At 65.4% G+C, this 21,314-nt stretch carries 24 protein-coding genes, 1 tRNA gene and 1 pseudogene; 15 read left to right on the plus strand and 11 right to left on the minus strand.

Going from position 1 to position 21,314, the window contains the following annotated elements:
• The 3 genes from ADBZ5N_RS08550 to ADBZ5N_RS08560 form a co-directional block, all read right to left on the minus strand.
• On the minus strand, positions 1-707 hold a 707-nt coding region (locus ADBZ5N_RS08550; protein WP_526257067.1), incomplete at its 3' end, for an MFS transporter.
• Complete coding sequence (locus ADBZ5N_RS08555) at positions 685-1,653, minus strand: 2-hydroxyacid dehydrogenase (protein WP_526257068.1); 969 nt, start codon at positions 1,651-1,653, stop codon at positions 685-687. The genes ADBZ5N_RS08555 and ADBZ5N_RS08550, both read right to left, overlap by 23 nt.
• 10 nt (positions 1,654-1,663) lie before the next feature.
• A complete protein-coding gene (locus ADBZ5N_RS08560; protein ID WP_526257069.1) occupies positions 1,664-2,284 on the minus strand; it encodes a TetR/AcrR family transcriptional regulator in 621 nt (206 codons plus the stop codon).
• Between the two features lie 79 nt (positions 2,285-2,363).
• Between ADBZ5N_RS08560 and ADBZ5N_RS08565 the strand changes: the two genes are divergently transcribed.
• The 3 genes and pseudogenes from ADBZ5N_RS08565 (at position 2,364) to ADBZ5N_RS08575 (ending at position 4,065) form a co-directional block, all read left to right on the plus strand.
• Positions 2,364-3,275 (plus strand): oxygenase MpaB family protein, encoded by a 912-nt coding sequence (locus tag ADBZ5N_RS08565; protein ID WP_526257070.1) that lies wholly within the window; start codon positions 2,364-2,366, stop codon positions 3,273-3,275.
• 7 nt (positions 3,276-3,282) lie between these two features.
• A pseudogene (locus ADBZ5N_RS08570) lies at positions 3,283-3,396 on the plus strand (hypothetical protein); the annotation flags it as partial.
• A gap of 123 nt (positions 3,397-3,519) precedes the next feature.
• Positions 3,520-4,065: an FAD-dependent oxidoreductase gene (locus tag ADBZ5N_RS08575; protein ID WP_526257071.1), complete on the plus strand. Its 546-nt coding sequence runs from the start codon at positions 3,520-3,522 to the stop codon at positions 4,063-4,065.
• A gap of 194 nt (positions 4,066-4,259) precedes the next feature.
• Here the strand turns inward: ADBZ5N_RS08575 and ADBZ5N_RS08580 are convergent, their stop codons facing one another.
• Entirely contained in the window at positions 4,260-5,447 is a 1,188-nt protein-coding gene (locus ADBZ5N_RS08580) for an alpha/beta hydrolase (RefSeq protein ID WP_526257072.1), read from the minus strand.
• A 97-nt stretch (positions 5,448-5,544) separates the two neighbouring features.
• Between ADBZ5N_RS08580 and ADBZ5N_RS08585 the strand changes: the two genes are divergently transcribed.
• Positions 5,545-6,219, plus strand: a complete 675-nt coding sequence (locus tag ADBZ5N_RS08585; protein WP_526257073.1) for a phosphatase PAP2 family protein — start codon at positions 5,545-5,547, stop codon at positions 6,217-6,219.
• Here ADBZ5N_RS08585 and ADBZ5N_RS08590 read toward each other — a convergent pair.
• The 3 genes from ADBZ5N_RS08590 to ADBZ5N_RS08600 all read right to left on the minus strand — a co-directional run bounded on the left by ADBZ5N_RS08590 (position 6,179) and on the right by ADBZ5N_RS08600 (position 10,349).
• The gene (locus ADBZ5N_RS08590; protein ID WP_526257074.1) at positions 6,179-7,228 is read right to left on the minus strand and encodes a hypothetical protein; all 1,050 of its coding nucleotides are present in this window, start codon (positions 7,226-7,228) and stop codon (positions 6,179-6,181) included. The genes ADBZ5N_RS08585 and ADBZ5N_RS08590 overlap by 41 nt on opposite strands.
• Positions 7,225-7,923, minus strand: coding sequence for a DUF5631 domain-containing protein (locus tag ADBZ5N_RS08595; protein ID WP_526257075.1), 699 nt, complete (start codon positions 7,921-7,923; stop codon positions 7,225-7,227). Before ADBZ5N_RS08595 ends, ADBZ5N_RS08590 begins: the two co-directional genes overlap by 4 nt.
• A 2,303-nt stretch (positions 7,924-10,226) precedes the next feature.
• Positions 10,227-10,349 (minus strand): hypothetical protein, encoded by a 123-nt coding sequence (locus ADBZ5N_RS08600; protein WP_526257076.1) that lies wholly within the window; start codon positions 10,347-10,349, stop codon positions 10,227-10,229.
• Between ADBZ5N_RS08600 and ADBZ5N_RS08605 the strand changes: the two genes are divergently transcribed.
• A complete protein-coding gene (locus ADBZ5N_RS08605) occupies positions 10,348-11,004 on the plus strand; it encodes a L,D-transpeptidase family protein (RefSeq protein ID WP_526257077.1) in 657 nt (218 codons plus the stop codon). The two genes, ADBZ5N_RS08600 and ADBZ5N_RS08605, sit on opposite strands and share 2 nt — an antisense overlap.
• Here the strand turns inward: ADBZ5N_RS08605 and ADBZ5N_RS08610 are convergent, their stop codons facing one another.
• Positions 11,005-11,481 (minus strand): nuclear transport factor 2 family protein, encoded by a 477-nt coding sequence (locus ADBZ5N_RS08610; RefSeq protein WP_526257078.1) that lies wholly within the window; start codon positions 11,479-11,481, stop codon positions 11,005-11,007.
• Between the two features lie 34 nt (positions 11,482-11,515).
• Here ADBZ5N_RS08610 and ADBZ5N_RS08615 point away from each other — a divergent pair, with 34 nt between their 5' ends.
• The 6 genes from ADBZ5N_RS08615 (at position 11,516) to ADBZ5N_RS08640 (ending at position 15,619) form a co-directional block, all read left to right on the plus strand.
• A complete protein-coding gene (locus tag ADBZ5N_RS08615) occupies positions 11,516-12,745 on the plus strand; it encodes a hypothetical protein (protein WP_526257089.1) in 1,230 nt (409 codons plus the stop codon).
• A 68-nt stretch (positions 12,746-12,813) separates the two neighbouring features.
• The gene (locus ADBZ5N_RS08620; RefSeq protein ID WP_526257079.1) at positions 12,814-13,227 is read left to right on the plus strand and encodes an Rv0313 family protein; all 414 of its coding nucleotides are present in this window, start codon (positions 12,814-12,816) and stop codon (positions 13,225-13,227) included.
• Between the two features lie 4 nt (positions 13,228-13,231).
• A complete protein-coding gene (locus ADBZ5N_RS08625; protein WP_526257080.1) occupies positions 13,232-13,513 on the plus strand; it encodes a hypothetical protein in 282 nt (93 codons plus the stop codon).
• 233 nt (positions 13,514-13,746) lie between these two features.
• Entirely contained in the window at positions 13,747-14,685 is a 939-nt protein-coding gene (locus ADBZ5N_RS08630; RefSeq protein WP_526257090.1) for a glycoside hydrolase family 16 protein, read from the plus strand.
• Between the two features lie 122 nt (positions 14,686-14,807).
• Positions 14,808-14,966 (plus strand): DUF5993 family protein, encoded by a 159-nt coding sequence (locus ADBZ5N_RS08635; protein ID WP_526257081.1) that lies wholly within the window; start codon positions 14,808-14,810, stop codon positions 14,964-14,966.
• Positions 14,966-15,619, plus strand: coding sequence for a disulfide bond formation protein B (locus ADBZ5N_RS08640; RefSeq protein ID WP_526257082.1), 654 nt, complete (start codon positions 14,966-14,968; stop codon positions 15,617-15,619). Before ADBZ5N_RS08635 ends, ADBZ5N_RS08640 begins: the two co-directional genes overlap by 1 nt.
• A 22-nt stretch (positions 15,620-15,641) precedes the next feature.
• On the opposite strand, the gene ADBZ5N_RS08645 is transcribed toward ADBZ5N_RS08640, so the two are convergent.
• Positions 15,642-15,715: transfer RNA gene (locus tag ADBZ5N_RS08645), tRNA-Gly, on the minus strand.
• A 93-nt stretch (positions 15,716-15,808) separates the two neighbouring features.
• Between ADBZ5N_RS08645 and dcd the strand changes: the two genes are divergently transcribed.
• The 4 genes from dcd (at position 15,809) to rfbA (ending at position 19,471) form a co-directional block, all read left to right on the plus strand.
• Positions 15,809-16,384, plus strand: a complete 576-nt coding sequence (dcd, locus tag ADBZ5N_RS08650) for a dCTP deaminase (protein ID WP_526257083.1) — start codon at positions 15,809-15,811, stop codon at positions 16,382-16,384.
• A gap of 119 nt (positions 16,385-16,503) precedes the next feature.
• Positions 16,504-18,159 carry a DUF7159 family protein gene (locus ADBZ5N_RS08655; RefSeq protein WP_526257084.1) on the plus strand — a complete coding sequence of 552 codons (1,656 nt, stop codon included), beginning with the start codon at positions 16,504-16,506 and terminating at the stop codon, positions 18,157-18,159.
• Between the two features lie 66 nt (positions 18,160-18,225).
• Positions 18,226-18,600, plus strand: coding sequence for a nuclear transport factor 2 family protein (locus ADBZ5N_RS08660; protein WP_526257085.1), 375 nt, complete (start codon positions 18,226-18,228; stop codon positions 18,598-18,600).
• A 4-nt stretch (positions 18,601-18,604) separates the two neighbouring features.
• A complete protein-coding gene (gene rfbA, locus ADBZ5N_RS08665) occupies positions 18,605-19,471 on the plus strand; it encodes a glucose-1-phosphate thymidylyltransferase RfbA (RefSeq protein WP_526257086.1) in 867 nt (288 codons plus the stop codon).
• Here the strand turns inward: rfbA and ADBZ5N_RS08670 are convergent.
• Both ADBZ5N_RS08670 and ADBZ5N_RS08675 read right to left on the minus strand, forming a co-directional pair.
• Positions 19,422-20,678, minus strand: a complete 1,257-nt coding sequence (locus ADBZ5N_RS08670) for a YibE/F family protein (RefSeq protein ID WP_526257087.1) — start codon at positions 20,676-20,678, stop codon at positions 19,422-19,424. The genes rfbA and ADBZ5N_RS08670 overlap by 50 nt on opposite strands.
• Positions 20,679-20,681: 3 nt before the next feature.
• Positions 20,682-21,314 (minus strand): pyridoxal phosphate-dependent aminotransferase (locus tag ADBZ5N_RS08675; protein ID WP_526257088.1); only part of this gene is annotated, 633 nt, incomplete at its 5' end.

The raw sequence follows: 21,314 nt of genomic DNA on the forward strand, positions 1-21,314 counted from the left end.
TGTCGAGTTCGGACATCGTGCTCCTCGGCTGCCAGTGTCTCGGTCAGCCAGCGCCGTTGGTCTGCGGTCAGCCAGTGCGCATCGGCGGGCCGGTCGGTGAGGTAGAACCAGCAGACCACGCCGAGCAGCACCGCTGGTAGCCCCACGCAGATCATCATGAAACGCCACCCCGCCAGGCCCCATATGCCGTGCCCGGCCTGAATCAGCCACGCGGCCAACGGTGTTCCGATCGCCGATGCTATCGGAACGGCCAGCATGAAAGTCCCGACGATGCGGGCCCGGTAGGCCGCGGGAAACCACTGGCTCAGGTAGAACACCACACCCGGAAACAGGCCCGCCTCGGCTACCCCGAGCAGGAAGCGCAGCACCAGCAGAGTGCCGGCATTGGGCGCGAACGCAATTGCGACCGCGACGATGCCCCACGACACCGCGATGCGGGCGAGCCACCGCCGGGCTCCAAACCGCACCAGCGCCAAGTTGGAGGGGACCTCCACCAGCACGTAGCCGATGAAGAAGATGCCGGATGCCAACCCGAACATCGTCGCCGACAGCTGCAGGTCCGCGCTGATCCCCTCCTTGGCGATGCCGAGGTTGGTGCGGTCCAGATAGTTGACGAAGTACAGCGCCATCAGCAGTGGCACCAATCGGACCGTGACCGCGCGCAGTACGCCGGCCTGCGGCGACTCAATAGGCGGCGAGTCGGACATCTGACCTCCCGTTCACCACGTTGACCAGATCCTCGCCGTCGCGCAGTCGCCGACAATTGTCGATCGCTTCGGCGAGATAGCGGCGCATGGTGTCTCTGGTGAACCACACCACGTGCGGGGTCACCACGACGTTGTCCAACGCCAGCAGGGGGTTTCCGGGGTCGACCGGTTCGCAGGCGAACACGTCGAGGCCCGCGGCGGCCAACCGTCCCTCGCGCAGCGCCTCGGTGAGTGCGTCCTCGTCAACGATGGCGCCTCGGGACGTGTTGATCAGCAGGGCTGCCGGCTTCATCAGCGCGAGTGCCGCCCTGCCGATCAATCCCTGACTCTGCGTGGTGAGCGGAAGGTGCAGACTGACGATGTCGCTGTCGGTCAACAACTCCGCCAGTGGCCGCCAGCCAGGCGTGCCGTCGTCGCCGGTGCTCGTGTGCAGCACCCGGGCACCCATGGCGGCCGCGATGAGCTCGACCCGGCGGGCGATGTTTCCGTAGCCAACCAAACCCACGGTGCAGCTGCCGATATCTCGCACCGTCTCACCAAGCGTGGCGTCGGTGGGCCAGCCTTTGCCGGCGCGGGTGGCCCGGTCGAGTTCGAGCAGCCGACGCATCGCGGCCAGGATGAGCAGTACCGTCCCTTCCGCGGCCGCCGGGGCGTTGGCCCCGGGCATATTGGCCACCGCGATGCCGAGTTCGGTCGCGGCCTCGGAGTCGATGGTGTTCACCCCGGCGCCGAGTTTATGCACGAGCCGCAACCGCGTGCTACGTCGCAGATCCGCACCGGAGAGCGGTCGCAGCACATGCCACACCGCGTCGGCCCACGGCAGGGCGTCAATCAGGGTTTGATCGTCGTCCTCGTGGCACCAGCGGATATCAAGCCAATCCGCCTCGGGCGCAACCATGTCGAGCACCGAGTCTCCGGGTAGGAAATGCGCCAGCACTCTGACCATAGGACCCGAATTAGACCCGGAACAGGTTGGACTCGCCGAACGCGTCGACGATTGCGCTGAGCTGGTCGACCAACTCAGCCGAACTCAACGTGATGTCACCGGCCAGCCACGCGCTGATCGCCTGGGTCACACCGCCGACCACGAAGTAGGCGAAAGCCTTGGTCCGCTCATCGGAGGGACGCCGGGTCAGGGTCTCGACGTGCTGGCCGGACAGCATGACGAACAGCGCCTCGGACTCCCGGCGCTTGCGGATCACCGTGGTGTTGGACACCTGCGCCCCGAACATCAGTCGGCCCACCCGCCGATCAGCCTCGATCATCCGCACGATGTTGGCCAGCCCCGCCGTTGTCTGTTCCCCCACGGATGCGGCAGCCACCGCCGCCTGGGTCGTCGTGGCCAGCCGGGCGATCACCGAGTCGAACACCGCGCCGATGAAGTCATCTTTGTCGGCGAAACTCTCGTAGAAGTACCGAGTGGCCAAACCGGCCTGCAGACAGATACCCCGGACGGTCAACTCGGCCGGGTCGATGTTGCTGCCCAGCAACTCCAGGCCGGCTTCCAGTAGTTGGGATCGGCGGCGGGCGAGCCGGTCAGCGGCGTCCACGCCGGCGTAAGGCCGCACCTGTGTCACCGGCCAATCTTGACATCGCCGCAGGGGTGGCACAATATCGGGAAACAATCGTTTCCAGATTCACAGACAGGGGCCCAGCGTGAGCGCTCGCGACGTCGTCAGCGTGGTGGAGCGCCCGGTCAGCGAATCCTCCGGCCCGCCCGCTGGTCGCAGTCTGCTGGACCGGTTCACTCGGCCGGCCGACTTCGAGGACGGTATCCCCGGTATCGCGTTGCTAGCCGGCCCGGCCAACGTGATCATGCAACTCAGCCACCCCAGCGTCGGGTACGGCGTCAAGGAGAGTCGCGTCGAGAGCGGCCGCATCGACCGCCATCCGATCAAACGAGCACGCACCACGTTCACATATCTGGCCGTGGCGACCCGCGGAAACCCCCAGCAGCAAAAGGCCTACCGCAAGGCGGTCACCCAGGCGCACGCGCAAGTGGTCTCCACCGACGAGAGTCCGGTGAAATACAAGGCGCTGGATCCCGAACTACAGCTGTGGGTCGCCGCGTGTCTCTACAAGGGTGGGGTCGATATCCGCCGCACTTTCATCGGCGAGATGGACGACGAGACCGCCGATCAGCACTACCGAGACAGCATGGCGCTGGGCACCATGCTGCAGATGCGTCCCGAGATGTGGCCCGCCGACCGACCCGCCTTCGACAAGTACTGGGACGAGCAGTTGGACAAGGTCCACATCGACGAGACCATCCGGGAGTTCCTGTATCCCATCGCCGTTGCCCGCATGAGGGGCCTGCAGTTGCCCGGCCCGCTGCAGAACATCAACGAGAGCCTCGCCCGACTGATCACCACGGGTTTTCTACCCCAACGCTTCCGCGACGAGATGAAACTGGACTGGAACAGCGCCAAGCAGCGGGAATTCGATGCACTCATGACAGCGATCAAGCTGGGCAACAACTTGGCTCCGTCGTTCGTCCGGAACTTCCCATTCAACGTGCTTCTGCATGATGTGAATTGGCGGATGCGCACCGGCCGCCCGCTGGTCTAACGCCGCGCTGGGCCAACGTCATCGAGCGTGCGTAGCGACAACGACAAGCGGCGGTTCGACCGCGCTGTTCGTCGCGGCCGCCCGGGCACTTGAGGCGGGCAAGCCCGACCCCTTGGCAGTCGCCGCAATCGTCTGGCAGTCGGTGATCGGGGGTGGCGATGCGCGGCGCTTCCCGTCGTGAGGTCCTCCTCGGCGGCGTGGCGGGCGCCGCCGGCCTCGCCATCGGCACGGTCGGGGGACGCTTGTGGGACAACGGGTTCCGCCCCCGGCCGAAGAGTCCGTGGACGTCGCCGTGGTGGGTGGCGGTATCGCCGGCATCTATGTCGCTGCACGGCTTGCCGGCGACGGCCGTCGTTCTCCCGTTCTCTTCGAGGCGACGTCGCGTATCGGCGGCCGGCTTTGGTCGCAGCCACTGCCGGAAGTGCCGGGCGGTGTGGCCGAACTGGGCGGGATGAGAATTTCGGAGGAGCACACCGCGGATACCGTTCTGCGTCAATCGGTCTACCTGACCGACGATCCGGACAGCCCGGCCTTGTTGCTCGCCGCCTACGCCTACGGCGACATCCCCGCCGATCTGCTGGCATGGGTCGCTCCCGAGGCGATTCCTGGCCAGCCGGTGGCATTGGCCGACGGCGCAGCGACGATGCTCACCGAGGCATTGTCCGAGGTGCACGGTATACCGGTGCCGCCACCGATCGGCGGTGCTGTGCAGCGCTGGGCAGAGCTTTCGGGGGGCGCCGTCCCGCTGTGGGGGCTCGGCCAGCCGCCTGGCAGCTTGGCGCCGCGGTGACAAACCCGATACCGGGCCTGGCGGTGCACATCTGCGGCGATGCTCTTTCGCCCAACCAGGGCTGGATTCCGGGAGCAGTTCAGACTGCGAAAGCGGTACTGGCTGAGGGCTTTTCCCTCTAGACCCCTCGGCATGGATCCTCCTGATTCAGCATCGCCCTGGTCACGGCGATCAAAACCTGACTCGTCGTCGCCCTAGTCGAACATCAACGGGCGCAGAAAGCGGTTGGTGCGGCGCAGATACTCCGGTTGACTCACGTGCAGGACGTGGTTACCCGGGAACCAATGCAGGGCGCAGTGATCCCAGTGATTCCACAGCGCCTCAGCGTGATCCGGGGGAGCGAGTCGGTCGCCGAGTCCGGTGATGATCAGTCGCCGATCCTTGGCAATCTTGGGCTGATAGTTCAGCGGGGAATGGTAAGCGAAGCTGGAATACGACTCCTCGCGGCTCAGACCGCCAACGGTGCGGGCGATCTGCACCACCGTGCTGGCCGGCCACCAATCGTCAAAAGCCGATGCCGGGGTCACCAGCGGGACGTTGGGAATCACCGCCTCCAGCCGGTCATCGGCCGAGGCGACCAGGGCGGAGGTGTAACCCCCCAGGGAGATCCCGGTCAGGGCGATGCGATCGACACCACTGTGCTGCAACCAATTCAGGATGGTCCTGAAGTCATAGACGGCTTGGCCCATCGCCTCGGCGAAGCCGGTCATCCCGCTGGCAAAATAGCCGTATCCGCTGAACGGTGAAAGATCTTCGGCCCGCCTGCCGTGAAACGGCAGCGTGTACAGCAGCACGTCGTAGCCCGAGCGGTAGAACCACGGCAGCGAGAAGAACAGACCGTTCACCAGGTAGGGCGATCCCATGAAACCGTGAATCACGCAGAGCGTCGGCCGCGGACCATCGGAATGACGCCAGTGCTGAAACCGGACGATGTTGTTGCGCTTAAGCTTTCGCCACTTTTCGCGCAGTGCGGGGTTGATCGGTTCGAACGTGCTTTGAAATGAACCATTGTGAACGTTGCCGCGGGCGATGTACTCGGCGACGGGGTTGGCGGCGCGGGTCGAGATACTCGGCACTGTCGACGGTGCGGGAAAGGACCGTTCGGCGTCTTTGTGCGCCGCCAGGTCGGCATAGAAGGCGATGTTGTCGCGCTCCCGGCGGGCCTCGGCACGGCGCACCGCGGTGGTGAGGATGGTGGGTGCGACAGTCGCCCCCACGACCGTCGCGATGGCGGTGCGCAGTCCGATGTCGGCGAGAGCCGAAGAGTCGACGACGGCCCGCTGAAACGGGGTCAGATCGGATCGTTTCGGCAGTCCGGCCGCCCCCGCGTCAGCACCAGGAACGTCGGGCACCGGGATGGGCATCTCGACAGGAGAGGTCATCGGTGGTCGGCCTTTCCGGGCGGCGCCGAGGGCCTCCCTTTTGTACCGCCGACGATGTTAGTCCCGCTAATCAGAAGTGGTGTACTTCTTGGTTGTGATGTCAACGAAAGTCCTGGTTGCGGCGGGCTTGCTGGCAGCGGGTGTCTACGCACTGTTGTGGCTGGCCGTAGCCACGGACTGGAGATGGTTGGACGTTGCGGATAGCTGGGTGCTGCGCCAATTCCACGATGGCAGCGCCCATCATCCCGGCTGGATCGGATTCTGGCGGGCGGTTTCCGACGTGCTGAGCCCCACCGTCTTGCGCATCGTGGCGGTCGTAGCTGTGATTGCCGCCGTGGTGCGTGGCAAGACCCGCGCGGCGGTGTTTCTAGTGCTCACCCTCGGGGCGATGGGCCTGGTCACCGTCACCGCGAAAGCGCTCGCCGATCGCCCCCGCCCGGACACTGCGCTGGCGCTGGAAACGTCGACGGCCTTCCCGTCTGGCCACGCCCTCGGGATGACCGTGGGTGCCCTGGCGTTCATCACGGTGCTCTGGCCGCATCTGAGTGCGTCCATGCGCAGGCACGCCGGCGTCGTGGCGTTCACGTTGATCGTGTTGGTGGGAGTGGCGCGTGTTGCGCTCAACGTCCACCACCCCTCCGATGTGCTGGCCGGTTGGGTCCTGGGGTTTCTGTACTACCTGATGTGTGTGGCAGTGGTGTGGTGGCCGGTTCCCCAGGCGTCAGCCAAGGTCACGAGCCAGACTTGGTCTCGGCTGACGCAGCATCGGTAGGTCCGACGATCCGGCGGGTGACCACAGGTTTGCCGTCTACCTTGGTGGTGACCGGCGACACCTCCGGCGGCGCCGTCAGGCGGCCTTGAACCGGCGCGCCGTTTCGGACCGGTGCGACCGAAACCCGCTTGGTGTCGGCCTTGTCGTCCTTGTCGGTGTTCTGGGTCGCGCCCAGTGCACCGGGTGGAACCAGGGGCATACCGGCCATGCCGGTTCCGCCCGGCGTGTGAGCAATGGCGGGGCCGGGTGTCGTAACCGGGGTGATCGGTGCTGACGACGGTGCGGTGCTGACCGACGACGGGGGTACCGGAGGCGGGCCGAGATAACCCGTCGGCGCGGTGGCACTGAGCGGTCCCAGGCCTGCGCCCCCCACGCCGATGCCCCCGCCGCCGAGGTCAACCGCACCGGCCTGGGCAGCACCGGGAGCGCCGATGCCATCGCTGTCCAGGCCGAAGTCCTCTGATGGTGGTGCGGCGGCAAGGTCGGCGTCCTCGAAGGGCAGGGATGCCCCGCCCCCCACCTGTTGCAGCAGCCCGGTCCCGGCCTGCATGGCCTGTTGCAGTGCCTGGGCGGCCTGCTGGGGCATCTGGGTGAGCGGTTGCAGGGCGCCGCCGACGGCACCGGCCAGCACGCCGGCGATGCCGGAGGCCATCTGCGGTAACTGCTGAGCCGCCGTGGCGGGGTTAGCCGGCGCGGCGCCTGCGGTGTCGGTATGGATATACGGTTCGGAGGTAATGCTTTTCAGCTCTGCGGCGGCTTGCTCATCTTGGGCTGAGAACTTCTCGGCAGCTTCTCTCATCTTGGCGTCCCGCTCGGCGTGTTCTGCCGCGGCCCGGGCGTTGTCTGCGGAATCACTGAGGTTGGCCGCCGCCGCCAAGACCGCCATCCACTGGTCGACCGGCGTGATGCCCGCAACCACGGGGTCGGAGTGGATCGTCGGTGGCGGTGTGTTCGATGCGGCCGCTTGCAGGTACTGCTCGACATTGGCGTTGAGCTGACCACCCGTCATCGGTGTCCCCCCCGCGTGAGGGCCTGGGCGCGAAACCAGGCGAAGTGGTAGTTGGCAAGGTTCTCGGCGCCGTTGAGCAGGGCGTCGACGGTTGCCAGGAGTTGCCAGTTGCCCACCTCGTCGGGCCTGACAGTCACCGGATACTGTGCCAGCACCGATCTCGTCAGCGCGTCGAGGTGCTCACGCAGCAGCGTCACTTCGGAATCAAGACAGCCTGTCCTGGCCGAGACCGCCTTGGCCAGGGTATGAGCGAGCCGCGGCAGCCCGTCGCGCCACTTGGTGGCCTGCGAGAGTTCCCAGCCGAGGTCTTCCACCGCGGCGGTGTCTCGCGCCCGGATCGACGTTTGGACCGGCTCACTGGCCGGAGCGAGGTACTGGCCAGGTTCGTAGGCAGCGGTGCGTGTGGTGGCGCCAAGAAGCCCGTCGATTCTCTTGTGCCGGACACCAGGGGGGAGCAATCGCACGCCGGTCGGGATGCCGATGGCTGGGGGAATCCAGCCGCCTGCGAGATCGGTGACCAAGACGGTGCTGCCGTCTTCGAGATCCCCAATGGCCCAATGCAACTGGGGCTGCTGTCTGGCAACAGAGGCGAGCAGCGCACGCAGTCGGCTCTCGGCTGCGCCGTGCGCTGCGGTTGCACCGGCTGCGGCACCGGTCGCCGTGGCGGCGACAGCTCGTTCAGTCAGTTCGGGCACCGCCGCCAGTGGTGTTGCAGCCGAGGTCTGTTGGCGTAGGACTGTTGGTTGACCGGCTGCGGTCGCGCCACCGGAGGGGTTGACCGGTGCCGAACCAGGCGCGGCAGGGATCGGTGGTGCCGCGACAGCGGCTGTGACGGCTGGCGGCCTCAGGTCGGCGCCGTATGCGATGAGGCCACCCGACGGTGCCGGGCCGGACACGGCGACTGGGCCGGCGCTGACTGACGGCGGCGCCACAGGGGAAGCCGCCGCTGCGGCGGGTGTGAGGACAGTCTGGGTGAGTTCCGTTGATGCTGGGGCTATTTGGGTGGGCGGCGCCCCGGTATGGGCCACCTCGACGACGGGCGGGGTTGGAGCGAATGTATCGACTGGTGTGGTCAGTGGGGGTGGTGCGGTATGAACGGGACTTGCTGCGGTGGTCGAAATAGCCTCGGCCATCGCGGAAATCGGTGCGCCGGGGTGGTTGCCGGTGCTGAGGCTCTGGGCCAGGTCGTTGGGGGCTAGTGCGGCGGGGGCGTGTGGTGCTACGTCGACGCTGGGAGAGGCCGTGATTGGTGTTGTGTCGGTAGTCGTCGCCGACCCTGCGGCCGTGGGGGTTGCAGAGGAAAACGGCGGCGCCGTTGCGACTTCGGTAGTTCCAATGCCAAAGCTGGTTGCCGGCGGAGTGTTATGACTTGGCACCTGGTTGTTTGCGCTGATGTCGGTCGTGTAGCGGCTGGTAGTCGGCGCGGTTGCAGCCGCTGTGCCGTTGGTGGCGATGTCAGAGGCGGCGACGCTGGTGCTGGGTGGCAGGTCGGGGGCAGTCAAGCCGGCACTTGCCGCTGATTGGTTGGTGGCGATGTCGGTGACGCCGGGACTAGTACTGGCTGGCAAGTGGCTGGTAGCGGTGTCCGGACGTGAAGGCGCTGGTGTGGTGCCGACGTCGGTTACGCCAAGACTGGTAGTCGGTAGGGCCCTGTGGCGAGCGCCAATATCTGTGAGATCGGAACTACTGGCAGGAACGTCTGCGTTCGTGGAGTGATTGAGTTCACCTATATTCCGGCTTATTTTTCGGCTTAATTCATCTGAGTCTGGCGGCTTGAACACTATTGGCGTCAGTCCATGTGCGGCAGCCAAAGTCTGTGGCGACATATCTATCCCTTGCGCAACAAGCAGATCGGAAATTGCGGAACTAATTTCACCCGCGCAAATTGCGACTTTTGAAAGCGCTCGTCCTCGTATTTCAGTGACTATTTCAAGTATTGCCGCGATCTTCTCGGGAAGTGTCGCCATTGAAGTGTTCGATTGATGGATCCGGTGGTTTCCCTCTGCTGCTAGCTCCCCTAGCAAATTCTTTAAATACACGACACTGCTGTAAGCGATCTCATATGACTTGCTCTTCAAGCTGCTTACTTCGCCGATGTGGCGAGCAGTGACTATTCCCGAGTCGAATTGAGAACGAGCATCCTCCCCGGTGTTCCCCTCTTGCAGAGATAGATTTTGAGACCTGATTAGAGCTAAGAGTTCGCTATAGTTCTCAAACTGCAATGCCAGTCCTCCGCGTGTTGCCGCAGCCTGAAACGCCGCTTCTAGAGAAGTGGTACTCGGCCACTGATCGCCAATTAGAATCGGCGTCCAATCGCCAGGTGGTAGGTCGACTACGGACATATTTTTTCGATTTCCGCCCTGACTTCATCGGCATCTTCCCCTATTGGCAAGACGTCTGACCTCGAACCATCTGCCAGTTGAATTAGCACGATATCTTGATAAGCTTTACCTAAACGATGCACTAGGCCCGCGAGTTCAGACGGCGCTGCTGGATTTGATTGCGCTGAATTAATCAGATAATTGCCAACCGCAACTTCTGCAACTCGACCGTTAACTGATACAACTGGCAACGTGTCTGCAGGGCCGTCGGGTTTACGCTTACTTCCCGCTACTTGGAGCGAACGCCAACCCTTCGCATACGCCTCGCACACCGCCTCTTTCGCATCGGCCACTTGCTGTTCGGAATAGACGGGGGGTGGTGGGCCAGTCGGCGCGGCCCGGAACCAGGCACCCACCCCTGCCACCAGCCCCAGCAAGCCAAACGCAAAACCGAGAACCGGCAGCAGTCGCGAGGCGCCTCGACCCTGGACGGGGGCTTGCGCCGGCCACGGCCGCTGCGCTGGAGGCGTGGGGTCATGCTGCGCGTGAGACATGCCCGGATGGTAGCGGCGTGTTTGCCAGAACGCTATTCACCTTTGGCTGCACACGCCTGGGGTCAACCTTTAGTCGACGATGGCTAGACGCAGTGTTTGCCAATGCAACTTTCTCCGATTGCCTCAAACGGCCGAGTGCTGGCCGCCGGCCTCGTCGCCGGCCACTGCCGTTGCCGTCCGCACACCCAACCGTGCCTCAACCTTGACTTGACCCTCGCCGAACAGCACGGCGACGATGAGATTCATGCGCCGATTGACTGTTTCGCTGGCCGCTGCCCTGAGCGCGGCCGCCGTCGCCGTGGCCTCGGCGCCCCCTGGCCTGGCCGATACCCCCTGGTTCGCCCCGCAGGTCGGCAACGCCACCCAGGTGCTCTCCGTCGTCGGCACCGGCGGGTCCAACGCCAAGATGGACGTCTGGCAGCGCGGCCCCACCGGATGGCAACCCGTCGGTAGCGGAATCCCCACCCTCGTCGGCTCAGCCGGAATGGCACCGAAAGCCAAAGACGCCGTCCCGGCCACCCCGATGGGCGTCTACTCCCTGGACTTCGCGTTCGGTACCGAGCCCAATCCCGGGGGCGGCCTGAAGTACTACCAGACCACGCCCGACTACTGGTGGTCGGCCGACGGGCCCACCTACAACACGATGCAGATCTGCAAGCAGGCCGACTGCCCGTTCAACACCTCGCTGGCAAGCGGCACCGAGAACCTTTACATTCCGGCGTACGCCCACGCGATCGTCATGGGCGTCAACAAGGAACGCATTCCGGGCAACGGCGGCGCGTTCTTCGTCCACACCAGCAACGGGGCGCCGACCGCCGGATGCGTCGCCCTCGACGACGCCACGCTGGTCAAGATCATCCGCTGGCTGCAACCCGGCGCAGTGATCGCCATCGCGCAGTAGTCAGGCCAACGCGGGCCCCGCGGTCAGCCTCCCTTCGAACTTCTGGGCCACCTCGTAAGTGCGCTGGTAGCCCGTGGCGCAGATCTTCCACCCGTCGCTGGTCTTGCGGTACCGATCGCGGTAGAACGCTGCCCCGAACAGCATGAAGTTGTGCTCGGGCACGATTACCCGGTCCTGGAGATACCACCGTCCCTCGGCTTCGTCGGAGTCGTCCAGTGTGATCTCCGGGTGGGTCACCCGATGCTCGGTAATCACCCCCGCCGGCATGGAGGTCCGCATGTACTCGACCAAGTCGGCGCGGTTGGTGAAGTGCAGTTCCTTGCCCAACGAGGAGCCGTACTGGCCGACGATGTCCTCTGTCAGGGTGTCGGCGAATTCATCCCAGCGCTTGGTGTCCAATGCGCGAAGGTAGCGGTATTTCACGCGTTTGATCGCCTCGATCGCCTCCAGATCAGCCATTCCGCCATTGCAGCACACCGGCGCCGCCCTGGACTAGGTTTGAGCGGTGAGCCTGCCGCGCAGCCGCTACGCCGAGTTGTCCCGCGCCGAGTTGGCCGTCCTGGTCCCTGAACTGTTGCTCATCGGCCAGCTCATCGACCGCTCCGGAATGGCCTGGTGCATCGCCTCTTTCGGCCGTGAGGAAATGCTTCAGATCGCCATCGAGGAGTGGGCTGGCTGCAGCCCGATCTACACCAAGCGGATGCAGCGAGCCCTAAACTACGGGGGCGACGACGTGATCACCATTTTCAAGGGTCTGCAGTTCGACATCGGTGCCCCGCCGCAGTTCATGGACTTCCGCTTCACCGTTCACGACCGCTGGCACGGTGAATTCCACCTCGCCCACTGCGGGGCGCTCCTCGATGTGGAGCCGATGGGTCCGAACTTCGTGACCGGAATGTGCCACGACATCGAGGACCCGACCTTCGACGCGACCGCGGTGGCCACCAACCCGCGCGCCCAGGTGCGGCCCATCCATCGCCCGCCGCGCCAGCCCGCCGACCGGCAACCGCACTGTTCCTGGACGGTCGTTATCGACCCGTCTTACCCTGAGGCCCAGCCGATTCCGGCTCTTGCGACCATTGCTGCTACACGGGCCGCCGACTGGCGGTTGGCGCCGATTTCCTCCGACGACCAGGGGGCGGCCGACTATTCCGGCCCGTTGTTGTCCGATGTGGACTTCGGGGCGTTCTCACATTCGGCGCTGGTGCGCATCGCCGACGAGGTGTGCCTGCAGATGCACCTGTTGAACCTCTCCTTCGTCCTGGCCGTGACCAAACGGGTCGGCGATGACACAGATCTGGGGACTTCCATCTGCACCAGGCAGCTCATCGGGATTGCCGGGTTGGCGGCTGAACGAATCCGCCGCGCTCTTGGCCTGGCAACCGATCGCGAGGGATTGGCGACGGTGCTGCGTCTGCATCCGCTGCTCAACCCGGCCGGATATGTCGATGCCGACGTCGAGGCCGGTCGGCTTGTCATCCGCCGTTCCCCCGCGCACGACGACGGTGCGTGGATCGCCCTGTGCGGCCCGGGTTCCCCCCGGCCACTCCAGGCCATCGCCACTGCGGTCGACCCGCACCTGGGCGTCACTGTCTCCGGAACCGGCACCGACTGGACCGCTGAATTCCAATTCACCGACATCGTCAGCGGTGAACTCCCCGAGGTGCAGGTCACCAAGGTCAGCGGCGGCGCGGCGTTCCAGTTCCAGCCACGGCGATCGATCCCGCTGACGGTCCTGTAAGCCCATTTCGCTGGGGGCGTATCGGCAATCCATCGACACCGGCAGCAAACCCGGCGCACACTGGGGTCATGGATAACAACGGGCCGTTCGGCATCGACCCTGACGACTTCGACCGCGTCGTGCGCGAGACGGGTGAAGGCCTGCGCAGCGCCTTCGAGCAAGTCGGTCGGTTCTTCAACACCACACCTGAGAAGGCTGGCTTCGGCATGCTCTTCGAGCAGTTCGCCCGGCCGACCGCCAGGCCACGTCCGCAACCGGAGACCGCCGGTGAGGCAGGCGACGGCGTGTGGGCCATCTACATCGCCGACGCCGACGGTAAGGCTCATGTGGAACAGGTGTATAAGAGCGAACTCGAGGCGCTACGGGCCAACAAACTCAACACCGACCCCAATCGCAGTGTCCGATTCCTGCCGTATGGCATTGACGTGAGCGTTCTTGACGCCTCGCGCGACGAGGACACGCAGCCCGAGCAATCGGAGTGAGGACGTGGCCCGTCTAGCTCTGGGAGTAAAGACTTTTCGGGCGTCGATGGTGGTGGCTGCACTCGCCGGCGCGGCGGTGGCCGCCCCGGCGGTGAGCAATGCCGTCGAGTGCGGTCCGGGAACCGTCTACGACGCGCCCGCAAACATGTGCGTGGTGGCGCCCCCGGCGCCTGCCCAGTGGAATGCCCCACCACCCCCGCCGGCACCGCCACCTCCTCCGCCGCTGCCGCCGATCTCGATCTGCCCACCGATTCCCTTCGTCGCGGTCTGCTTCCCGGTCAACTGATCCGACCTGGCCGTTGCGACCGGATGTTTGCCCCGGCCCTTCGCGGGGCACCGCGGCACTCGGCGGGCATCGGAAGTGCCGCTCGGGAAGTTTTTCCCACGGTGTTGTGATCGGTGTTATGCCAGTTGAAAGGCCGATTTTCCCTGCCGCGGGGGCAGTGCGGGGGCTGTCGGGGGCAGGCCTTTTTTAGGCAGTGCTGCGGTTGGCATCTAAAGTTGTTAGCTATGCCGAAGATGGATCGCCGTAGCGCCATGGTCATGGCGGGCTTGGGCCTCGCCGCCGTGGCGGTCCCAGCCACGGCTGGCGCCAACCCGGAGCCGCCGCTGCCTGGCCCGCCCCCGCCCCCGGGCGCTCCGCCACCCGGACCGATGCCTCCCGCTCCCGGAGCGCCCCCGCCGCCGCCCGCGGCGGCCCCGTTCGGCGCGCCCCCGCCGGCGGCGGCTGTCCCCGGAATCATGGGTGACGAGTTCGACGGCCCCGCCGGGGCTCCGCCGAACCCGGCGCTGTGGAGCATCGCGCAACGGCGCGAACTGATCAAGAAGCCGGTTTTCTGGGACCGCCCGGAGAACATGGGCCAGTACCGCGACTCCCGGGAGAACGTCTTCCTTGACGGCAACTCCAACCTCGTCATCCGCGCGACGCGCAACCCCAATGGCACGAATCAGTCGAACACCTACACCAGCGGCAAGGTGGTGGGTAACTTCGCCGCGCCGATCAACCACACCTTTGAGGCGCGAGTGAAGTTGGAGTGCCTGACCCCCGGTGCCTGGCCGGCCTGGTGGGTGGTCAACGAGAGCAAGCCGCGCGGCGGCGAGGTGGACCTCATCGAGTGGTACGGCAACATGGAGTGGCCGTCGGGCACGACGGTGCACGCCCGTCTGGACGGCACCGCCTTCGCCACACAGCCGATCCCCGTCGATGACCAGTGGCACACCTGGCGGCTGACCTGGAACACCGCCGGAATGAAGTTCTGGCGGGACTTCGAGCCCGGCATGGAGCCCTACTTCGAGGTACCGGCATTCTCGATCAAGGACTGGGCGTTCAACGACCCGGGGTTCCTGATGAAGCCGGTGTTCAACATCGCCGTCGGCGGTACCGGCGGTAAGGACGCCTCGATGGGCGACTATCCGTGTCAGATGCTGGTGGACTGGGTCAGGATCTTCCCCGGCTAAGCTCGCCTCTCACACCAGGACCTCCGGTGACCGCGTGTCACGCGGAGGTCCTCGTGTTTCAAGCGGGTATCGAATTCAACCAACCGCCGCACATATCGACGGCGACGGCTTAATGTTCGCGCGTGGACATTCTCATCATGATCCTGCTCTTCGTGATCGCGCTGCTGATATGGCGTGGCGCACGGCGCGGAATGATCATCGCTTTGTGGGCCGTCGGTCTGGTGGCGATGATCGGCCTGTTCCGTTACCACGTCACCTCCGTCCTGGATCTGAGCTTCTGATGACCGAGATCGTCGTCGAGGAAACGCGGATCGTCGAAGAGCCTGCCGAATCCGGCAACCGGCTGTGGGGCTTCCTGACGTTCTGGGGCCTGCACGCCTGGGTTCTCGCCTACACCGTGGTGATGCTGAGTGCCTTCTTCATTCAGTTCGTCAAGGGCGAATTCCCCTGTCCGCTCTGCATGCTGCAGCGCTACGGAATGATCCTCGCCACCCTGTCCGCGCTCTTCATCATCATGCAAGCCCGCCGGGGAACGCTGACCACGGCCCGCTACGCGCAGGGGCTGGGAATGGGCTTGATCAGTGTGCTTGCCGGTGCATCGGTATCCATCCGCCAGATCGAACTGCACATCCTGCCCGGTGACCCCGGCTACGGAGAGCCGTTCCTGCGCCTGCACCTCTACACCTGGGCGTTTGTCACCTTCGCCATCGTGATGATCTACGTCGGAGTGATGTTGGCACTGATGCCGCGGGGAATTCCGCAGGCGCCTGCAGTCGGCAGCACGGGGCGCACGATCTCCACGGCCGTCATCTGGTTGTTCATCGGTGTGGTCGCGGCCAACGTGATTGCGATCATCTTCCTGGAGGGCTTCGCCTGGGTGCTGCCAGACGACCCGGACAGTTATACGCTGATCGACCAGTTGCGGGGACGCTGAACGGCAGCGGCGGACGTCCGCGTGGAGCCGATGACGGGAATCGAACCCGCGTATTCAGCTTGGGAAGCTGATGTTCTGCCATTGAACTACATCGGCACGTAGCGCTGATGAGAATAGCAACCCACGCCCGCCGACGCTCACGTTGTGGCGACGCAGCGCGGAAAAGCTGCGGGACTATACGCTCGTCGGGTGCTTCTCTCTGATCGTGACATCCGCGCTGAGGTCGCCGCCGGACGGCTGGATATCGACCCCTTCGATGACACGCTGGTCCAGCCGTCGAGTGTGGATGTCCGCTTGGACAACCTCTTCCGGGTGTTCAACAACACCCGCTACACCCACATCGACCCCGCCCAGCAGCAGGACGAACTGACCAGCCTGGTTCAGGCGACCGAAGGGGAGCCGTTCGTCCTACATCCGGGTGAATTCGTGCTGGGGGCGACCTTAGAGTGCTGCACCCTGCCCGACGACTTGGCGGGGCGGCTGGAAGGTAAGTCCTCTCTGGGCCGGTTGGGCCTGCTGACCCATTCCACCGCCGGCTTCATCGACCCCGGATTTTCCGGCCACATCACCCTGGAGTTGTCCAACGTCGCGAATCTGCCGATCACCCTGTGGCCGGGTATGAAAATCGGCCAACTGTGCCTGTTCCGCTTGTCCAGTCCGGCCGAACACCCGTACGGCAGCGCGTCGGTGGGATCGAAATATCAAGGCCAGCGCGGCCCGACTCCGTCCCGGTCATACCTCAACTTCCTCCGATCCTCCAGCTAACCGCGTTTCGGTGTAACGGCGCAGCCCGGACCGTCGATGAACGGTGTAGTCGGTGCTTCATGTCCGGTGGTTTCAAATAGCCGGAATGAGGCCACCCAGCAGACGCGTTGGAGGTGGACGTGGACATCGTTTTGGGCGTGTCGATGACACCCACGGCAGTCCGTATGGCGCTGGTGGAGGGAACCGACGCCAGCGGTCCCACCGTCGATCAGGATTCGTTCGACGTCGCCGGCGGTATCAGTCCGGCAACCTCGGATGCTCCCGAACAGGTTGTTGCGGCAATCCTGGGCACCCGGGAGAGCGCAGCCGAGGGCGGTCATCACTTGGTCGCCACCGGGGTGGCCTGGACAGATCACTCGGCAGCGGCACGCCTGCGACAGGCGCTGAAGGCCCAGCGGATCGACGACGTCGTACTTGTTTCCGAACTGCACGCCGCGAGCGCCCTGGCCAAGGCGATCGGGCAGGCCGCCGACTGCGAACGCACCGCCCTGCTCTTCCTTGAACGGGATACCGCCACGCTGGCGGTGGTGCGCAGCGACGACGGCTCGGTGGTCAGGGTGATCAGCCGCACCCTCGATCCCACCCGTGCGGTGGCGGAACTGCAGGACATGGTCGCCGGGCTGAACACGGGCGCTCAATCGCCACAGGCCCTGTTCATGGTCGGATCCGGTGTCGACATTGCGGCGTTGAAGCCGCAGATCGCTGCGCGGACTTCCCTTCCCGTCCATGCCCCCGACGACGGGGAACTGGCACTGGCGCGCGGGGCAGCACTGGCCGCGGCCAACACACCACGCTACGAGGCCTCGACGGTTGGGCTGTTGCCCGCGGAGGACACCGCCGCCGGTCCCACCCAGATGGCGGCCGCGGGCTACATGGCCCCGCTGGGATACAGCGCGCTGCCCGATAACGATGACGCCGACGGTGTGGACGTCGCGACCCCCGACGTCGAGGAAGTGCCCGCGGAACGCCGGTTCGTGTTGGTGGGCAGCGCGTTATCGACGGTGTTCGTCCTTGGCGTGGTCGCGTTAGTCATCTCTCTGGCCGTCACGATCAGACCAACCGCGGATCAGCGGCCGGTGCCCGGCGACAGCGCTGTGATCTCGAACAGTCAGGCCCCGGCCCCTCCGCAGGCTGGGCAACCCGCACCGCCACCGGCGGCGCCGGAGACCATCCAGGCACCGATTCCGGTCGTTCAGGAAGCGCCACGGACGGTCTTCGCCACACCCCGAGAGGCGGCTCCCGCTCCGTCCTTCGCGGTGGATGAACCCGCCCCAGCACCTGCACCTGCCCCAGCGCCTGCACCGGCTCCAGCCCCTGCACCCGCCCCTGCTCCAGTGCCGGTACCAGCCCCTGCGCCCGCGCCCAGCGCACCGGCACCGGCACCCGCCGTCGTCCCGCCGGTCGTGATTCCCATCCCGATTATCCCGCCACTTCTGCCGCCGATCTTCCAGGTGCCCACCCGCAGCACCCCGGTGCCGCGCTACTCGACGAGCACCACCCCCCCGACGGCCATTGTCACCCCGACGCCCACCGTCACTGCGACGGCCAACCCCTCCCCGTCGGCGACGTATCCGACGTCATCGGCGCCGACGACCCAGCAGACCGCCCCGCCGTCGAGCGTGGGTTATCCGACCTACACCCCGTCGGTGACCACCGTGTCGCCCGGCGGTGGCGAATCGGCCTCTCGCGGCTCTGGTTCGGACGATTCCGGCTCAGGCGGCGAATCCGGTGGATCGGAAATCATCTGGCCGCCGCTGTGGCCGTTCGGCGGCTAACGCGGCGGCACCCGCTTGTGGCCGGGTACTTTGAGCCTTCGCGACAGAATCGGGAGGAAAGCGACCATGAGCACCTCGGAGATTGCCACCGTCTTGGCCTGGCACGACGCGCTGAGCAGTTCGGATCTGGGCACCTTGGTGTCGTTGTCCAGCGATGACATCGAGATCGGCGACGCGCACGGCGCAGCCCAGGGCCACGCCGCGCTTCGGGACTGGGCGCGGCGCACCGATGCGACGTTTGAGGTCGGCGACGTTTACTACCGAGACGGTGTCGTGGTGGTCGGCGAACAGATCACACCGCGGGCGGACAATGCTCAGATAAGCACCGCCGCCTCGGCGTTCCGGGTAGTCGACGACCATGTCACCGCGGTGTTCCGACACGACGACCTCGCGTCGGCGTTGGCGGCGACGGATATGACGGACGAAGATCTGCAGGCCTGAACCCATGCGCGGGATCATCCTCGCCGGCGGTTCGGGAACCCGGCTGTATCCGATCACCCAGGGCGTCAGCAAGCAGTTGTTGCCGGTGTACGACAAACCGTTGATCTACTACCCCCTGTCTACGCTCATGCTGGCCGGCATCCGCGACATCCTGGTGATCGTCACGCCGCAGGACGCGTCGGATTTCCAGCGGCTGCTCGGTGATGGGAGTCAATTCGGCGTCAACATCACTTACGCCGAGCAGAGCCGTCCGGATGGTCTGGCGCAGGCATTCATCCTCGGTGCCGATCACATCGGTTCGGGAACTGTAGCGCTGATACTGGGGGACAACATCTTCTACGGCCCCGGCGTGGGAACCAATCTCCGCCGGTTCCGCGACATCGAGGGTGGTTCCATCTTCGCCTACCGGGTCGCTGACCCCTCGGCCTATGGCGTGGTTGAGTTCGACTCCGAGGGAACAGCTTTGGCTCTTGAGGAGAAGCCGGCCACCCCGAGGTCGAACTTCGCCGTGCCGGGTCTCTACTTCTATGACAACGAGGTCGTGGAGATCGCGCGGTCTCTGCGTCCATCCGACCGCGGCGAACTCGAGATCACCGATATCAACCGTCATTACTTTGAGCGGCAACGACTGTCGGTTGAGGTGCTGCCCCGCGGAACCGCCTGGCTGGATACGGGAACCCCTGACTTCCTCTTGGAGGCAAGCAACTACGTCCGCACGATAGAGGCCCGGCAGGGTCTGAAGATAGCCTGTCCGGAGGAGATCGCCTGGCGGCTGGGTTTCATCGACGACGCGGCGCTGGAGGAGCGTGGGAACGCCGCCGTCAAGTCCGGGTACGGCCAGTATCTGCTGGAGCTCCTCCAGCGGCGTTAGGGGTCGCCAGAATCGCCGCGACCGCCGTCGTCAGCGGGACCGCCAACGACAACGCGATTCCGCCGACCGCAGAGCGGGCGATCTCGGTCGCGACGGCCTCGCTGGTCATTACGTCGGCCAGCGATCGGTTTGCGACGCTGAAGAGCAGCAGCAACGGCAGCGAGCTTCCGGCGTAGGCCAACACCAGCGTGTAGACCGTGCTGGCGATGTGGTCGCTACCCACCCGCATCGCTCGCAGGAAGACCTCCTTACGAGTCCCGTGGCTGAGGTGAGCCAACTCGAACACCGCCGAAGCCTGGGTGATGGTGACATCGTTGAGCACACCGAGTGAGCCGATGATGAAACCGGCCAGCAGAAGGCCTTTGATCGACACATTGCCCAGATAGGCTGCGACCTCGTTGTTCTGGTCCTCCGACAAACCGGTCAGATGGGTCAGTTCGATTGCCCACCAGGACAACAGCGCAGCGAGCAGCATCGCGGTCAGGGTGCCCAGGAGAGCGGCGCTGGTACGCAGACTGATGCCGTGCGCCAGATAGATAACCCCGAAAAGAATGGCTGCGGAGGCGACGAGGGCCACCGGGACGGCCGGCGCCCCGTCCCGCAGCGCAGGCAACATGAAGATCACCAGAACGGCGAACGCAATGACGATGCCCGCCAGCGCCCGAAGCCCCCGCCAGCGCGCCACCGCGACGATCACGACGGCGAAGACCACGGCCAGGATCGCCAGCGGCCAGCCGCGTTCGTAGTCGTAGAAGCCGTAGCTGGTCACCCCCTGTTGGTCGACCTGCCGGAAGACACGGATGTGATCTCCCGCGGCAAGGCTGGGCTGCCCCGGACCTCCGGAGAACTCCAGCAGCGTGCGGGCCCCGGAATTAGGGCCGGAGTCGATGGCGACGATGGACTGGATGCAGGTGCCGCTTCCCGCGATGCCCGGTGCGGGGGTGCCGGTGAGCACCTGCCCGGCGGAGGGGGTTCCGCAATCGCCGAGGGCGCTGGACAGCACATGCCCGCCCTCAGTTGTCACCGAACCGCCCGCGGCGTTCTGGAAGGGGAGCGGAATGTCGGCTTTCTTCCCGGATGGCCACAGCGCCACCGCCCCGGCGATCACGGCGAGCACGGTCAGCCCAAGCAGGCCGACCACGATCCGCGCCGCCAGCGGACCCAGCGGGGTGGGTCCGCTATGCGAATGGGAGTGCGAGTGTGCCACCGGCTACTGGCGGTAGCTCGCCAGGAAATTGCCCAGCCGCTCAATGGCTTTGGCCAGATCGCGCGCCCACGGCAGTGTGACGATCCGCAGGTGGTCCGGCGCCGGCCAGTTGAAGCCGGTGCCCTGGGTGAGCAGGATTTTCTCCTCCAGTAGCAGGTCCAGCACCAGCTTCTCGTCATCGACGATGTCGTGCACCTCCGGGTCAAGCCGGGGGAAGACGTAGAGCGCACCGCGCGGTTTGACGCAGGACACCCCGGGGATCTCGTTGAGTTTCTCCCAGGCCACGTCACGCTGCTCGAGCAGTCTGCCGCCCGGGAGCACCAGATCATCGATACTTTGATGGCCCCCTAAAGCCACCTGAATGGCATGCTGGGCAGGGACATTCGGGCAGAGCCGCATGTTGGCCAACAAGCTGATGCCCTCGATGAAGCTGGTGGCGTGCTCGGTGGGTCCGGTGACTACCAGCCAGCCTGATCGGTAGCCGGCCACCCGATAGGCCTTCGACAGGCCGTTGAAGGTCAGGCACAGCAGATCCGGCGCCACCGTCGCGAGGCTGACGTGGGTGGCGTCGTCGAAGAGGATCTTGTCGTAGATCTCGTCGGCCAACAGCAGCAGTTGGTGTTTGCGGGCCAGATC

It is taken from the genome of Mycobacterium sp. (assembly GCF_044370595.1).
Classification (GTDB): Bacteria; Actinomycetota; Actinomycetes; order Mycobacteriales; family Mycobacteriaceae; genus Mycobacterium.